Raw genomic sequence first — 15,008 nt, forward strand, 5'->3', positions numbered from 1 at the left:
ATGCTTTTAATAAGAATGAATCCATTCTTATTAAAAGCATTAAATTTTATTGGTTTTTATAACGAATTGTGCAACGGGCTTTTTAATAGACCTTTGATACTATTTTTGCTTTTGATTTTTTTATTTCAGGATTTGTGCCTATACTTTCAACACCTAGTTCTATGTATTTTTTGGCCGTTTCAATATCGTTGATATTACCAGAAGCTGCTATTTTAGCTTGGTCTTTGATGGTTTTTTTAATAATCTTTACAGAAGTCAGAGTGCTTCCTTTGGTGCCTATTCCTGTGCATGTTTTAATATAATCGGCTTTGGCATCAAGGCAAATTTCACAGGCCTTAATGACCTCATTTTTGGATAATTTGTTGATTTCTATAATCACTTTTAAAGGCTTTTTGCCAATAGCTAATTTTACATCAATAATATCCTTTAAAAGCGCCATGTAGTTTCTGCTTTTTAAAAGCCCAATATTAATCACCATTTCAATCTCATCAGCACCATCTTCAATAGCTTTTTTAGCCTCAAACACTTTAGCTGCTGTTGACATGGCTCCAAGCGGAAACCCAACAACAGAGCATATTTTAACAGGTGTTTTACGCAATAATTGATTTGCTAACAATACATAACAACTGTTTATGCAAACAGATTTGTAATTGTTGGTAAGCGCTTCATTGCAAAGTGAAACAATATCACGCTCCGTAGCAGATGCATCTAAAAGTGTTAAGTCTAAAAAAGAGTAAATATCCATTTAAGTAGGTCGTTTATAGGGTTAATTTGTTAATAAATAATAGATTTGAGAGGGAAATGACGATTAATTCATCGATGAAATGGATGATTTAATCGACGAATCAAATTTAATAAATTAATTTATAATAGATAATGGAAAAAAGTAATTTTTATTGTTTAGCCAGAAATATTTTAGATAAAAATTAACAAAAAAAGCAATGCTCATCATTGTTATTCTGTTAAATAACTGATTTACATTGCTTTTAACTAACCAACCAAATATAAGACTGTTATTTTTTGTGATTGTTACAGTTTGTCGAATAGTTTGTTAAACTTCATTTGAAATTAAGTCGACTTGATTTCTAAAGACCAATTTATCATCAAAAGCGTCCAATAAAATGACGCTGTCTGTATTAATCGTTCCAGCTAAAATTTCTTTACTCAATTGATTTAAAACTTCTTTTTGTATCACTCGTTTAACGGGTCTGGCACCGTATTCCGGATTATATCCCTTTTTGGCTAAATAAGCTATTGCTTCTGGAGTGGCATCAAAAGTAATTCCTTGTTTGGCAATCATTTTTGTAATTCCTTTTATTTGCAAGCCAACGATATCAATAATATTGCCTTGTGTTAAAGGGGTGAACATGATAGTATCATCAATTCTATTTAAAAACTCAGGTCTTATGGTTTTCTTTAAAAGACCTAGAACATCAATTTTAGCAGCTTCAATGGCTGAATCGATATCTTTGGTGGATTCAAATCGCTCTTGGATCATTTGGCTTCCTAAATTAGATGTCATGATGATAATACAGTTTTTAAAATCTGCCACACGACCTTTATTGTCTGTCAAGCGTCCTTCGTCAAGGACTTGCAAGAGTATGTTAAAGGTATCGGGATGTGCTTTTTCAATTTCATCCAAAAGAATTACTGAATATGGTTTTCTCCTAACGGCTTCTGTTAATTGTCCGCCTTCTTCATAGCCAATATATCCTGGAGGTGCACCAACCAATCTGCTCACGGCATGACGTTCTTGATATTCACTCATGTCAATTCTGGTCATGGCGTTTTCGTCATCAAACAAATATTCGGCTAAGGCTTTGGCTAACTCCGTTTTACCCACACCTGTGGTTCCTAAAAACAGAAAGGTTCCTATTGGTTTTTGCGGATTTTGCAACCCTGCTCTGCTACGTCTTACGGCATCACTCACAGCTACAATGGCTTCCTCTTGGCCAATGACCCGTTTGTGGAGTTCATCTTCCAATTTCAGTAATTTTTCACGTTCGCTTTGCAGCATCTTAACCACAGGAATACCGGTCCACTTGGCAACTACTTCGGCAATATCATCATAAGTGACTTCCTCTTTGATAAGCGAATTGCCTGATTGGTTTTCTTGCAATTCTTTTTGCAATTTTTCCAATTGTTCTTGGGCTTCTTTTATTTTGCCATAGCGTAATTCGGCTACTTTACCGTAATCGCCATCTCGTTCAGCACGTTCAGCTTCCAATTTATAGTTTTCAATATCTTGTTTTGTGTTTTGGATATTGTCAACCACTTCTTTTTCACTTTTCCATTTGGCATAAATGTCGTTGCGTTCTTCCTTGATATTAGCTAAATCTGAACGTAATGCTTTAAGTTTTGTCTCGTCTTTTTCACGTTTAATGGCTTCTATTTCAATTTCCAACTGCATAATTTTTCTGTCCAAGACATCCAGTTCTTCTGGTTTGGAATTGATTTCCATACGCAATTTTGAAGCGGCCTCATCCATTAAGTCAATAGCCTTATCTGGAAGGAATCTATTGGTTATGTAGCGTTGTGATAATTCTACGGCACCAATAATGGCCTCATCTTTTATACGGACTTTGTGATGTGTTTCATATTTTTCCTTAATTCCTCGTAGTATGGAAATGGCACTTTCGGTATCAGGCTCATAAACCATTACTTTTTGGAAACGACGTTCAAGCGCTTTATCTTTTTCAAAATACTTTTGATATTCATCCAACGTGGTCGCGCCAATGGCTCGTAACTCGCCTCTGGCAAGTGCTGGTTTTAAAATATTGGCGGCATCCATAGCGCCTTGACCACCACCTGCACCAACAAGAGTGTGGATTTCATCAATAAACAGTACAATATCACCTTCGCTGGTGGTAACTTCTTTAATGACAGCTTTTAAACGTTCCTCAAATTCACCTTTGTATTTAGCACCAGCTATTAAAGCACCCATATCTAAGGCGAAAATTTGCTTATCCTTTAAGTTTTCTGGAACATCACCATCTACAATTCTGTGCGCCAATCCTTCGGCTATGGCTGTTTTACCAGTACCGGGTTCACCCACTAAAATGGGGTTGTTTTTGGTTCTGCGGGATAAGATTTGAAGAATACGTCTTATTTCCTCATCACGACCAATAACAGGGTCCAGTTTACCGTCTTTGGCAAGTTGGTTGAGGTTTTTGGCATATTTATTAAGGGCGTTGTACGTTTCCTCTTGGCTTTGGGAGGTTACGTTTTCACCTTTACGCAATTCATCAATGGCAGCTTGCAAGGTTTTTTCGGTAACACCTTGATCTTTGAGCATTTGGGCTATTTTACTGTTTGATTTGAATATGGCCAGAATTAAATGCTCAACCGATACAAAATCGTCTTTCATTTTTTTTGCAACAATGGATGCTTCATTAAGCGTTTTTCCTGCTTCACGAGACAACATGATATCACCACCGGATACTTTTGGCAAACTTTCCAATTGTTTGTCAAGTGTTTGTTGCAAGATGATGACGTTTACATTCAATTTTTTTAAAATGAATGGAAGCACATTCTCATCAACATCAAAGAGCGCTTTAAAAATGTGCTCGTTTTCTATTTGTTGATGTGAGAAACCTTGAGCAATTTGTTGCGCTTGCTGGATGGCTTCTTGCGATTTTATTGTATAATTATTTAAGTTCATAGTATTTATTGTTTTCTTTACATTTTAATAAAGTCAACAACCTTACCATTGCAATTTATAAGACAAAAAGTCAGCTAAAATCACTATTGGCGCGACTTTTCGTCAGTTTGTAAGATTTGAAAAGGATTACGACCTAAGAGAAAAAAGTTACAATTTATGGGATTATTTGACAAGTTATTTAACAGTTCATCTGAAGCACAAGAGCAAAGGGAGTTGCCTTGGAAGGCATTGACAAGCGTAAGGCAATTGGATGAGATTACAAAAAAATCATTAATCAAGCCACAAGTGATTTTTAAACATTCCACCCGTTGTGGGATTAGCAGAATGGTCAAAAAACAATTTGAAAACGATTTTAATTTATCTGACGATGCATTGGATTTATATTATCTTGACTTATTGTCTTACAGGGATATTTCCAATGAAATTCAAAATACTTTTAACGTGCAGCACGAATCACCCCAACTTATTATTTTGGCTAATAAAAATGTGGTAGCCCACGCATCTCATGGAGCCATTAATGATTTGGATTTAAAGACATTCCTTTAATTTGATTTCAAAAAATTACTTGAATGTATGCGATTTGCTTTTTTTTAAAGTTGATAAAATTATTAAAAACAATTAACTTCGTTTTTATAATTTAAAATTCATCTAATATGTTTATCGGACATTATGGACTTGCTTTTGGAGCCAAAAAAATTGACAAGTTGCCATCATTGGCAATCATGTTTGTAGCGGCTCAATTTTTAGATTTATTGTGGCCAATTTTTGTTTTAACAGGACTTGAAACCTTTAAAATTGATGTTGGTAATACCGTTTTAACGCCGCTTAATTTTACAGATTATCCCTATTCCCATAGTCTGATGATGGCTATTGTTTGGGGAATTTTATTTGCGCTTGTTTATTTTGGGTTCACCAAAAACAAGAAAGGATCTATTTTGCTTGGAATGTTGGTATTAAGCCATTGGGTTCTGGATTTTATAGTACACCGCGCAGATTTACCGCTGTCTCCGTTTAGCGACTTGAAAGTTGGACTGGGATTGTGGAATATACCAATTATTGAAATTGTTCTTGAAACAGGATTGTTCCTTTTAGGTATTTATTTATACATTAAAACTGTTGGTACAAAACGAAAGATTGCTTTTTGGTCTTTGGTTATGGTGTTTTTGATCGTTCATTTCCTAAATGTCTTTGGGCCACCGCCGCCATCCATAAACGCAGTAGCATGGTCTGCCAATTTGATGTGGCTTTTTGTGCTTTGGGCTTGGTGGATAGAGAAGAAGTAAAGAACATTAAATACCTGCCTAAAAAAACCTCCCAAAATATTTTGGGAGGTTTTTTGTTTATGTTCTAAATTTTCGAATAATGTTTTTAAGCTTTGCTTTTAAATCCTCACCGGTATCATATACCATTTGCTCATTGGATGGAAACGGGATTCTTCGGTTGTTCAGCAAATTGATATCATCCTTGGTCAAGGCTCGTTTATCGCCTTTGTAGGCTGCAAAAATGTTTTGAAACGTATACCCACTACTAATGGGAAACGTATCTACCAATTGATTGGTTTTTAGGTCCACATAAACCACATCGCCTAGAATTTCAGTGGATTTTACCTGTGTAAATTCTGAATAGCGAGCCTTTACATTTACTATTTTGTCTATTTTGATGTCATTTCCAAGACTATCTTTCATCACATTACCTTTTCTGCCCAGTTTGTATTCCCAGCCATCCACTATGTTTCGCTCGCGTACTATTTGCTTTTCCTTGATTTGCTCAGGAGAAATGTTGATGCGTTTTAACTGTAGTTTCATGGCGTAATCATAATGAATATTGGCATCAGGATTGGCATGATATACGGTCCAGAATTGGTTTAAACCATAAGTGTCAAAGTTCAGTAAATCATCCTCCAATCGTCTTGGAATGATTTGATTGGTTTGGTTTTCTATATCAACCATCACATAATTGGTGCCTCTGGCATGCGCTTCATCCATAAATTCCCTTGTTTTTTCGTAGTTAGGATTGATGGATTCAATGTAACTGTAGATATCATAGGCTTGTCTGATGTCAGCTTTTGATTCAGAATCTAAAAGAGCAAGTCCTTTTTCATATAAGTAATCTGAGGTTTTATTTCTGTAAGTTATTAAGGCATCACTATAGTCATTGAATTTAAAATTAATAGTCTTGCCATTAACTTGTAAGGGCATCAATGGTTTGATGGCTTCTTGCCTGTTGTTCAATGCTCTAAAGGTTTCAAAAATATCTTGATAGTGTTCAGGATTGTTGTCTTTTTCAAGAAATTTTATGGAATTTAAATCTCTGTCTACTGCTTTTAGGTAAGCGTCTTTTAACATGACAATGTAATCTTCCTTGCTTTTCTTGCTTTTATTCGTTTCCAGTTTATCTAAGGCATCCGAAATGGCCTTATCATAATTTCCGGAATTAATGGATTTTTCAACCTGCTTTCTGGTACTGCACGATAACAGGGTAGTCAATAGTATTGTAATGAGTAGCGCTCGTTTCATAAGCTTGCATTTAGGGGTTTTGTTTGTAAATCCAATTTTGGTGCCAAAATATAAAAAAACCCTCAAATTAAATCTTTGAGGGTTTTTGATATCAATGCAAAATTATTTATTTCTTCTTAAAAACAGGCAATAATTTGGTAGAAACTTCACCAAAGCCTATTCTGGTACCATCTTTCTCACAATGGCCTCGCATAATTACAGTATCATTGTCGTTGATGAACTTGCGTTCTGTACCATCTTTCATTTTAAGTGGTTTCTCGCCACGCCAGGTCAGTTCCAGCATAGAGCCGTACGAGTCTGGTGTAGGACCGGAGATGGTGCCACTGCCCATCATATCGCCCGAATTCACCGGACAACCATTTACGGTATGGTGCGCCAGCTGTTGGGACATGTTCCAATACATGTATTTAAAATTTGATTTTGTGACCACGGTTTCTTTAGCTCCTTGTGGTTGTATAGCCACTTCTAAATGGATGTCAAAACTCTTTTTGCCTTTGTACTGCAAGTAAGGCAATTGTGGTTTGATGGGTTTAGGACTTTCCACACGATAGGGTTCCAGTGCATCCAAGGTCACAATCCATGGAGAGATGGAGGATGCAAAATTCTTTGATAGAAAAGGCCCTAAAGGCACATATTCCCATTTTTGAATGTCACGCGCACTCCAATCATTGAACAATACCAATCCAAAAATATATTCTTCGGCTTCATCTACGGGAATGGGTTCCCCTAAATCATTGGCATCGGTTGTGATAAAGGCCATTTCCAATTCAAAATCTACAGCTTTTGAAGGCCCAAATACAGGTTCCTTAGCACCTTCAGAAAAGGTTTGACCTTGTGGTCTGTGTACTGGTATTCCAGAAGGTATAATAGAAGAACTCCTGCCGTGGTAACCAACCGGAATATGCAACCAGTTTGGTAACAATGCATTATCTGGATCCCTAAACATAGTGCCTACATTGGTGGCGTGTTCAATACTTGAGTAAAAATCGGTATAGTCTCCAATCTGAACAGGCAATTGCATTTCTATTTCATCCAGTCTGAACAGGACGATTTCCTTATGCTTTTTATTGTCTTTTAGAGAAGTGTTTTCTGAATCAAAAATATGGGCAATCCTATTCCTTACGGCCCGCCATGTTTTTCTGCCATCCGCAATAAAATCGTTTAAAGTGTCCTGCAGGAAAATATCATCAGTCAATGGAATGCCATCAAAATAGCCTAATTGGTGCAATGCCCCAAGATCAATGGCCGTATCACCAATACGGGTTCCGATGGTGATAATGTCATCACGCGTTAAAAACACACCAAAGGGAATGTTCTGAATGGGGAAATCAGAATGTTTATCAACGTGCAACCACGATTTTCTATCTGGATTGTTAGCAAATATGGGCATAAATTATTTGTTTATCGTTTTATTGAATTCTATTCAAACCTACACATTTTTTTTATTTTAATGGAATAAAACAGGTAAAAATTAGGTTTCTTTCAACCGTTGATAAAACAGTTAAAAACTTCAGGGTAAATATATGTTTTTTGATGTATTTAACTAATCTATTTGCTATTTTTGCCGAATATTTAACTTGATTTTATAAAAATATGCAACGCGACGAACAAATTTTTGAACTCATTCAAGCAGAAAAAGAAAGACAACTACATGGTATTGAACTGATTGCATCAGAGAATTTTGTTAGCAACCAGGTTATGGAAGCTGCAGGCTCTGTACTGACCAACAAATATGCAGAAGGCTATCCAGGAAAACGATATTATGGCGGTTGCGAAGTGGTTGATGAAGTAGAGCAAATTGCTATTGATAGAGCAAAAACCTTGTTTGGGGCCGAATATGTTAACGTACAACCACACTCTGGAAGTCAAGCTAACACTGCTGTTTACCATGCGTGTTTAACACCAGGTGATAAAATATTGGGATTTGACTTATCGCACGGTGGGCATTTAACCCATGGTTCTCCGGTTAACTTTTCAGGTAAGTTGTACAATCCGGTGTTTTATGGCGTAGAGCAGGAGACAGGTGTGTTGAATTATGATAAAATTCAGGAGATAGCTACCAAGGAGCAGCCCAAGTTGATTATTGCGGGCGCTTCGGCTTATTCAAGGGATATTGACTTTAAAAGATTCAGGGAAATTGCTGATAGCGTTGGAGCCATTTTATTGGCCGATATATCACATCCAGCTGGATTGATTGCCAAAGGCATTTTAAATGACCCGCTACCACATTGCCATATTGTGACCACGACCACACACAAAACCTTACGCGGACCTCGTGGCGGTATGATTATGATGGGCAAGGATTTTGATAATCCCTTTGGACAGACCTTAAAAAATGGCAGTCTTAAAAAGATGTCTGCATTGCTGGACTCAGCGGTTTTTCCAGGAAACCAAGGTGGCCCATTAGAGCATATTATCGCTGCCAAAGCTATTGCCTTTGGTGAAGCGTTGACCGATGACTTTTTGCATTACATTTTACAAGTCAAGAAAAATGCCGATGCCATGGCACAAGCATTCGTGGGTAAAGGCTATCATATCATTTCTGGTGGAACCGACAACCACATGATGTTAATTGATTTGCGCAATAAAAACGTATCTGGTAAAGATGCTGAGCAAGCCTTGGTAAAAGCCGATATTACCGTGAACAAAAATATGGTGCCGTTTGATGATAAATCGCCGTTTGTAACCTCCGGTATCCGTGTGGGAACGGCAGCAATCACTACCAGAGGACTAAAAGAAGCTGATATGGCCGGTATTGTGGACTTGATTGATGAGGTAATCATGAATTTTGAAGATGAAGCGGTTTTAGATGCTGTAAAAACCAAAGTAAATGCCATGATGAAAGGCAAACCGTTGTTTGTATAAACTTATGGTCATACTGAATTTATTTCAGCATCACACAAAACATATAATTAGAACCTGAAACCAGTTTAGGTTGATAAAAAAAATCCTGTTCAAAGCAGGGTTTTTTGTTTTTGGGCGTTACCTAATTTTTTCAAAATTAGGTCGGGCTTTACGCGTTACATGGTAACTGGCTTCAATCCCTAACGCAAAAGGAGTTTCGTTTGACGGTTTTGTGTGTGGTATTTTGAGAAAAAGCCAGAAGCAATTAATCTATAACTGATGTTAGCAACAGTTATTAATTTCGGTCAAGTGCTGATTCCAATTCAGACATTCTGAATTTCAATCCTTCATTTTCTTTACTTGTTGTTTCCAAGTCATTTCGCAAATATTGAATTTCAATAATTAGAGATTCTATTGTTTCTTTTAACGAGTTGATTTCGTTTGCAAGTTGTCTATTGTCCATATTAATTTTCTTTTTTATTCAAGTAGTTATTCACATTATCTTTACCATAAAGAAATGAAACATTTCTTATTAGATTATCATAAAAACTTGGATTTTGATCATAAAACATAGTCGGAACATCAAGACTAAATGTATATGATAGATTATCAATTAAAGTTTGATAAACTATTGAAGTATTATAATACTCTAAGTCTAATTCACGTACTAAATATTTAAATTGTCTTTTCAATGTAGTTTTATTCTTTATATATGTTTTACTTGCTCGAAAATCTTCAACTTTAGAGTTGAATTGTTTTGGGATTAAAACCTTATATGTGTAATCCATTTTTACTTTTTGAATTTGATACATTTCCCAAATGTCTGGTGCTTTTTCGTTTTCGTCCATTTTTAATTCGATAACATTAATAGCAAATGAAATAGCTGAATCTTGCTGAAAAGTCCTAAAAATTGTGTGTTCTGAAACTCCTGTGTCAGAAGACCAATGATTTGGTGCATCGAATGCTACTTTATATTTGTAATTGGAATATAAATTATTTGTCGAGTCAAAGTGTTCAGTATAATCTGGCAATGATTCAGAATCTTTTTGTTCTTTATAAGATTTCTCAAAATCGTCAGTAACATCAGTTTTCTTTTTATTCTCTTGACAAGAAGAAAATATGATTGTAAAAATCAAAAGTAAAACAATGTTTTTCATAAGTTAGTTTTAATTGTTTATATCAGCCATTACTGAAACAAGTTCAGCAAAAGTAAACGAAGTTAGGGTTTTAAGTTTAAAAAACCCATACGCAGTTGTAAGTATTTTTATATGACCACTTCTCGATACAAATTTGTTCACTATAGTTTCACAAATCCACTCGAAGTGATGTTAATTGTTTTCTGGAAACGTAATATGTTGGTAAGCCCCTAAATCTGGTGAAGCGGTTCGGTCAACATTTAAAATATCAAAGGGTACTTGGTTGGCATAGATTGAATTTCCTTGACCGTTGGCAGCTGAGGCCTCACCAATAATCAATTGGTTTAAACTAGTATCCAGAAAATCAGGATCTTGGTTAAAGAGATTACCTTCGTAATGGGCAGTGTCATTCAGATCATAGTTAGCGCCCGTAAAATTGTTATTGCTGTCTTCAAACCGTATTAAGCAATTGGTGAACTTAAAATTAAAACTTACGGAAGCATCCTCAATTTCATCCAATAAAATCTCAGGGTTATCATTACCGTAAATGATGCAGTTGTTGAAATTAGCTTCGGTTAAGTCGGCCAAAATAGCATTATTATCCTGGTCAACAACAAAATTGTTCAATAGAACTGAAGGGAATTGCCTAAAACCATTGTTCCAATAATTGGCCAATGTGCAATGTGTAAAATTGTAGGCACCACCTAATGTTCCGGCAAATGAGGATTGCCCAGAATTGTTAATCACCACATTTTCTCCAGTAATGGATGTGTTTCTTCCCAAAATACCAAAGGCACTGGAGTTGAATATTTGCGAATTGGTGATATGAAGTTTGCTGTTGGATTCATTGGGATTACCATCACATAATAAACCTACCGTAGCATTTTTTATGGTGGTGTAATTGATGGTGTTATTTAGGCTACCATCCAGCAACCAGATAGCGCTCCATTGTCCGGGAACATCAGAGAAATCAGGTTCTAAACGGTCACCTTCTAAAATGACTTCATTTTCCAAAGCATCTTGATCTGTGCTGTAATTACCATTGATATGAATGGAAGCGCCTTCTGAAACCAATAACCCGGAATTATTGTGAAAATGGATGCGTGCACCAGGATCAATGGTTAATGTTTCTCCGCTTGGCACGGCTGCAAAACCATAAATCACGTAGGGTTTTTCATTGGTAAAAGTCAATTCATCGGGCTGTAGTTCGCGCCCTTGTAAATCGGTTTCCACTGCTTCGCCACCAATGTTTAGCGTTAAGGTTTCAATAACCTTGGTCTCGTTATCTCTGTTTGGATAGATAAAAACCGCATCGTTAACAAGTGTAACCAGCTCTACCTTTTGAAGGTTGCTATTGGAGTCAAACTCAATTTGGTCAGTGTATAAAAAGGTATTGGAATTTGTAAAATTATTGATATCAACCGTTGTTTCCACAAAAATATATAAACTGTCCTTTGCCAAAATTTGTACGTTGCCAAAGGTTTTTCCTGAAACGCCATCAATATTCAAACGGTAAGCCGATGTTTCTCCTAAACCCAACTTGACAGTTGGAATGACAATATCTTCATTACTTCTGTTATAAACCTTTAAGTTATAGGTACTGGAACCAATATTGGTAAAAACCGTATCCAAATACACGGTATCTTTTGAAAATTCCAAACTGCCTGTACTTGGCGAAAATTGAAAATCCTTTCTGCAGGAGCTCCAAAGCAATACAATTGAAAATATAAGAATGTAATAAAAGATTCGCTTCATGCAACAAATATAAATGTTAGCTTTTAATATTGATTGTTTTTTCTATGGTAATCATGCAAATAAATCGGTTATCTCTTTGGTAATTCTGGCAGGTCGTTTCGTTTGTGCACTCATAAGGCACCAAGTGGTTTGGGACTTGGCTACCAATAGGTCATTATGACTTATTTCCACAACGCGTGTGCAAGTAGCTGCTTTGTAATCGGAAATATAGGTTTTGAGTTTGAGGGTATCTCCCAATACGGCAGGATTTTTATATTCAATGTAATGGTTTAGCATCACCCAAAAATAGTTTTCTAAAACAGCTTTGGAAGCATCGTTTTGCCAATGTTGTTTGGCCACATCCTGCACCCATTGTACATACCTGACATTATTAACATGGTTTAGTTCATCCAAATCTTCAGGAGTGACCGTTATAAAATTTTCAAATGCATACATGTATTCAAGGGTTTATGCAAAAATAGGCCTATTTTATTTAATATCCGAAACGTATGTAGTGACAGGATGTTGTCTTTTTGAGTAAATAAAACATCATTTTCAAAAAATGAAAAGAATAGTAAAAAGATATTTTAATAACACTTTTTTTTAAAGTATTTTTAGCACTTATTTTGAACTTCTATTTTGTAAATAATTTGAATTTTTCTAAATACAAGAAATACATTTGGGGACGTATTAGAACAACATCCTTGGTTTTTGCATCCCTCATGGTTTTTTTTTCCTGTAAGAAGGATGTTACCTATGAAAATATTACCAAAGAAAATGCCTTTATATCAGATAAAATTATTCCAGACGGTAATTTTTTAGGAGATAAAAATTGCAAGGAATGTCATGCCAAGGAGTTTGATGAATGGCATGGTTCAGATCATGACAAAGCCATGCAAATTGCCGACAGCCTATCAGTTTTGGGCGATTTTAACAACAATGTATTTAAAAGCCAAGGTGTCACTTCCCGATTTTTTAAACAAGGACAAGATTTTTATGTCAATACTGAAGGGCCTGATGGCAAAAACCATGATTACAAGATTATTTACACGTTTGGGGTGAGGCCCCTTCAGCAATACATTGTGAAGTTCCCCAATGGACATTATCAGTGTTTAAGAACGGCTTGGGACACCGTTAAAAAGCGATGGTTTGATTTGTACCCGGATTTTAAAGTAGTACATTCAGAGTGGTTGCATTGGTCCAGAGGCGGTTTAAACTGGAACAATATGTGTTCCGATTGCCATTCCACAAATGTGCGGGAAAACTATGACCAAAAAACCGACACCTACAATACCAAATATGCGCTAATCAATGTGAATTGTGAAGCGTGCCATGGGCCCGGCAAACAGCATGTGGAAGATGTAAAGCGTTTGGGGGATGCTTACCAGGATTCAGGAACCATGCACATGACCATGAAAACCAGCCCAAGGGATTTGGTTGACCAATGTGCCCGATGCCATATGCGCCGTGAGCAGTTTTCAGCGAATTTTAATTTTGAAGGTACTTTATTGGACCATTATTTTCCGCAATTGATAGAAACCCCAATTTATTATCCAGACGGGCAAATTTCAGATGAGGATTACGTGTATGGGTCTTTTATTCAAAGTAAAATGTACCGCAACAATGTGGCCTGCAACAATTGCCATAACACGCATTCACTAAAGCTAAAATTTGAAGGCAATGCGTTATGCGCCCAGTGCCACCTTCCTCAAAAGTTTGATACACCTGAGCACCATTTCCATAAAATGGGAACCGAAGGCGCCATGTGCATCAATTGCCACATGCCCGGAAAATACTATATGGGGGTTGATTTTAGACGCGACCATAGCTTTAGGGTGCCTCGGCCAGATTTGAGTTTAAAATACGGTACGCCCAACGCTTGTGCCGGATGCCATAAAAAAGATGATAAATGGGCTTGGGAAGCATTTCAAAAGCTATATGGAGCCGTTGATTCCACACATTTTTCTGATAAACTGGTCCCCGGTATTGTTGGAGATCCTAAAGGAGATGTCTTGTTACTGGATCTTATTAACGACCACAAACAGCCGGAGATGGTTCGTGCCTCTGCAGTCAAGGCCCTATCACATTATAATTCGGCCGGTAAAACAGAAACGCTTCTTGGTCTATTATATGATGAATCGGCTTTGGTCAGGGGAACCAGTGTAGATGTTTTGTCACAGGATAATACATCGGATTATGCCAATAACCTATTACCATTGCTCGAGGATCCAAAGCGTACCGTAAGGGTGAAAGCTTTTTATGGATTGGGAAGCTTAAGAGAAGACCAAATTCCTGAACAATACAAGACAGCTTATCAACGGGTAAAAAAAGAGTTTTTTACTTATTTGGATATCAATTCAGATTTTCCGGGAGGCCAAATTAAGGAAGGGGATTACTATTTGAAAAAAGGAAATATTCAACATGCCATAGAAAGTTACGAAAAAGCACTGAAGATTGATAACATAAACAACCAAGCACGATTTAATCTAGCCAACTTATATTACAATAATGGCAATTTTGATAAGGCCGAAGCTGCTTTTAAAACCATCATTGAGCAAGAACCTGAATTCGGGCCAACATATTATTCGTTGGCATTGTTGTTTGCTGAACAAGGGCGTCATGAAGAAGCGATACCACTATTGCAAAAAGCCAGCAAGATCATGCCCGATAATGTTAGGGTTTACTATAACTTAAGTTTGTTATATGATAAAACCAACCAACCTGATCTAGCTGAGAAAGCCTTGATTAATGGCCTGAAGATTGATGCCAATAATGAAAGCCTATTGTATGCTTTGGCATTTCATTACGCAAATACAAAGCAGAATGAAAAGGCAAAAAATATACTCATGAAATTGGTCCAGTTGTTTCCAAACAATCCTCAATACTCAAATTTTTTAAGGCAATTGAATTAAGAGAAGTCTTTTTTAGACCATTAATAATTAAAAATTTAAAACCCCGTAAATCTAGTTTACGGGGTTTTTTGCGGAGAAAGAGGAACCCACCAGCCCTTTTTCCATATATCACATACTTGTCTAAAACCTCTAAAAACCCTTATATATAAAGGGTTTTACTGTTTTTGGAATCAAAATTTAATTAAGCAAATAATGTATAAATATA

12 protein-coding genes are annotated in these 15,008 nt (G+C 36.4%); 4 read left to right on the forward strand and 8 right to left on the reverse strand.

Features of this window, described 5'->3' with window-relative positions; translation table 11 throughout:
- Positions 1-82: 82 nt before the first annotated feature.
- Both deoC and clpB read right to left on the reverse strand, forming a co-directional pair.
- A complete protein-coding gene (gene deoC / locus IEW94_RS03945; RefSeq protein WP_188650250.1) occupies positions 83-745 on the reverse strand; it encodes a deoxyribose-phosphate aldolase in 663 nt (220 codons plus the stop codon).
- 306 nt (positions 746-1,051) lie between these two features.
- A complete protein-coding gene (gene clpB, locus IEW94_RS03950; protein ID WP_188650252.1) occupies positions 1,052-3,661 on the reverse strand; it encodes an ATP-dependent chaperone ClpB in 2,610 nt (869 codons plus the stop codon).
- A 156-nt stretch (positions 3,662-3,817) separates the two neighbouring features.
- Between clpB and ytxJ the strand changes: the two genes are divergently transcribed.
- The gene (ytxJ, locus tag IEW94_RS03955; protein WP_188650254.1) at positions 3,818-4,207 is read left to right on the forward strand and encodes a bacillithiol system redox-active protein YtxJ; all 390 of its coding nucleotides are present in this window, start codon (positions 3,818-3,820) and stop codon (positions 4,205-4,207) included.
- A 107-nt stretch (positions 4,208-4,314) separates the two neighbouring features.
- Complete coding sequence (locus IEW94_RS03960) at positions 4,315-4,944, forward strand: metal-dependent hydrolase (protein ID WP_188650256.1); 630 nt, start codon at positions 4,315-4,317, stop codon at positions 4,942-4,944.
- Positions 4,945-5,001: 57 nt separating this feature from the next.
- Here the strand turns inward: IEW94_RS03960 and IEW94_RS03965 are convergent, their stop codons facing one another.
- Complete coding sequence (locus tag IEW94_RS03965; protein WP_188650258.1) at positions 5,002-6,177, reverse strand: hypothetical protein; 1,176 nt, start codon at positions 6,175-6,177, stop codon at positions 5,002-5,004.
- A 106-nt stretch (positions 6,178-6,283) separates the two neighbouring features.
- The gene (gene fahA, locus IEW94_RS03970; protein ID WP_188650260.1) at positions 6,284-7,567 is read right to left on the reverse strand and encodes a fumarylacetoacetase; all 1,284 of its coding nucleotides are present in this window, start codon (positions 7,565-7,567) and stop codon (positions 6,284-6,286) included.
- A gap of 203 nt (positions 7,568-7,770) precedes the next feature.
- Here fahA and glyA point away from each other — a divergent pair, with 203 nt between their 5' ends.
- The gene (gene glyA, locus IEW94_RS03975) at positions 7,771-9,042 is read left to right on the forward strand and encodes a serine hydroxymethyltransferase (protein WP_188650262.1); all 1,272 of its coding nucleotides are present in this window, start codon (positions 7,771-7,773) and stop codon (positions 9,040-9,042) included.
- 274 nt (positions 9,043-9,316) lie between these two features.
- Here the strand turns inward: glyA and IEW94_RS03980 are convergent, their stop codons facing one another.
- The 4 genes from IEW94_RS03980 to IEW94_RS03995 all read right to left on the reverse strand — a co-directional run bounded on the left by IEW94_RS03980 (position 9,317) and on the right by IEW94_RS03995 (position 12,347).
- Positions 9,317-9,484 carry a hypothetical protein gene (locus IEW94_RS03980; protein ID WP_188650264.1) on the reverse strand — a complete coding sequence of 56 codons (168 nt, stop codon included), beginning with the start codon at positions 9,482-9,484 and terminating at the stop codon, positions 9,317-9,319.
- Position 9,485: 1 nt separating this feature from the next.
- The gene (locus IEW94_RS03985) at positions 9,486-10,178 is read right to left on the reverse strand and encodes a hypothetical protein (protein ID WP_188650266.1); all 693 of its coding nucleotides are present in this window, start codon (positions 10,176-10,178) and stop codon (positions 9,486-9,488) included.
- Between the two features lie 171 nt (positions 10,179-10,349).
- The gene (locus IEW94_RS03990; RefSeq protein WP_188650267.1) at positions 10,350-11,912 is read right to left on the reverse strand and encodes a hypothetical protein; all 1,563 of its coding nucleotides are present in this window, start codon (positions 11,910-11,912) and stop codon (positions 10,350-10,352) included.
- 51 nt (positions 11,913-11,963) lie between these two features.
- Positions 11,964-12,347 (reverse strand): acyl-CoA thioesterase, encoded by a 384-nt coding sequence (locus IEW94_RS03995; RefSeq protein WP_188650269.1) that lies wholly within the window; start codon positions 12,345-12,347, stop codon positions 11,964-11,966.
- A gap of 194 nt (positions 12,348-12,541) precedes the next feature.
- On the opposite strand from IEW94_RS03995, the gene IEW94_RS04000 reads away from it, so the two are divergent.
- Entirely contained in the window at positions 12,542-14,803 is a 2,262-nt protein-coding gene (locus IEW94_RS04000) for a tetratricopeptide repeat protein (RefSeq protein WP_229669441.1), read from the forward strand.
- Positions 14,804-15,008 lie beyond the last annotated feature (205 nt).

It is taken from the genome of Yeosuana aromativorans, assembly GCF_014646655.1.
GTDB classification, from domain to species: domain Bacteria; phylum Bacteroidota; class Bacteroidia; order Flavobacteriales; family Flavobacteriaceae; genus Yeosuana; species Yeosuana aromativorans.

Bases quoted from the DNA above. Each gene is read 5' to 3' on its own strand.
- deoC (WP_188650250.1), bottom strand. From the start codon at position 745: ATGGATATTTACTCTTTTTTAGACTTAACACTTTTAGATGCATCTGCT.
- clpB (WP_188650252.1), bottom strand. From the start codon at position 3,661: ATGAACTTAAATAATTATACAATAAAATCGCAAGAAGCCATCCAGCAA.
- ytxJ (WP_188650254.1), top strand. From the start codon at position 3,818: ATGGGATTATTTGACAAGTTATTTAACAGTTCATCTGAAGCACAAGAG.
- IEW94_RS03960 (WP_188650256.1), top strand. From the start codon at position 4,315: ATGTTTATCGGACATTATGGACTTGCTTTTGGAGCCAAAAAAATTGAC.
- IEW94_RS03965 (WP_188650258.1), bottom strand. From the start codon at position 6,177: ATGAAACGAGCGCTACTCATTACAATACTATTGACTACCCTGTTATCG.
- fahA (WP_188650260.1), bottom strand. From the start codon at position 7,567: ATGCCCATATTTGCTAACAATCCAGATAGAAAATCGTGGTTGCACGTT.
- glyA (WP_188650262.1), top strand. From the start codon at position 7,771: ATGCAACGCGACGAACAAATTTTTGAACTCATTCAAGCAGAAAAAGAA.
- IEW94_RS03980 (WP_188650264.1), bottom strand. From the start codon at position 9,484: ATGGACAATAGACAACTTGCAAACGAAATCAACTCGTTAAAAGAAACA.
- IEW94_RS03985 (WP_188650266.1), bottom strand. From the start codon at position 10,178: ATGAAAAACATTGTTTTACTTTTGATTTTTACAATCATATTTTCTTCT.
- IEW94_RS03990 (WP_188650267.1), bottom strand. From the start codon at position 11,912: ATGAAGCGAATCTTTTATTACATTCTTATATTTTCAATTGTATTGCTT.
- IEW94_RS03995 (WP_188650269.1), bottom strand. From the start codon at position 12,347: ATGTATGCATTTGAAAATTTTATAACGGTCACTCCTGAAGATTTGGAT.